This window comes from Psychrobacter sp. FME5, assembly GCF_014861375.1.
Lineage (GTDB): Bacteria > Pseudomonadota > Gammaproteobacteria > Pseudomonadales > Moraxellaceae > Psychrobacter.
The window spans coordinates 1-334 of record NZ_RRYX01000292.1 but is presented as its reverse complement, the minus strand read 5'-3'; the positions used below and the strand labels follow the sequence as shown (position 1 = coordinate 334).

Annotated in this window: 1 protein-coding gene; it reads right to left on the bottom strand. The window is 38.9% G+C overall.

Annotation, left to right across the window (positions count from 1 at the left end; all coding sequences use genetic code 11):
* Positions 1-194: 194 nt before the first annotated feature.
* Positions 195-332 carry a hypothetical protein gene (locus tag EI161_RS14735; RefSeq protein WP_413038501.1) on the bottom strand — a complete coding sequence of 46 codons (138 nt, stop codon included), beginning with the start codon at positions 330-332 and terminating at the stop codon, positions 195-197.
* Between the last annotated feature and the right edge of the window lie 2 nt (positions 333-334).

Here is a 334-nt window from a genome sequence, read left to right as displayed (position 1 = left end):
CAATGGTAGTGTGGCTCCGGCCATGTGAGAGTAGGTCATCGTCAGCTCTCTATTCCTCAAAACCCCCTTACGCGAAAGTGTAAGGGGGTTTTGTTTCGTGTGGAATTTGATAATAAAAATCTTACTTACCTGTTAAGGTTTAATTGATAAACTGACTTTCAATCATTGGTGGTGTTCTAAAAAGTATGCTGGCATCAGACGTAGCCATAATTGATGTAAAAGAACACCAAATCAAACACTTTAAAATGATTATCAAGCTTTTTTGAGAAGCAACAAGTCTTTCTAACCGCTCGTCTTAATCGGTGTCTAAGGCGACAGTTATTACCCTCTATAC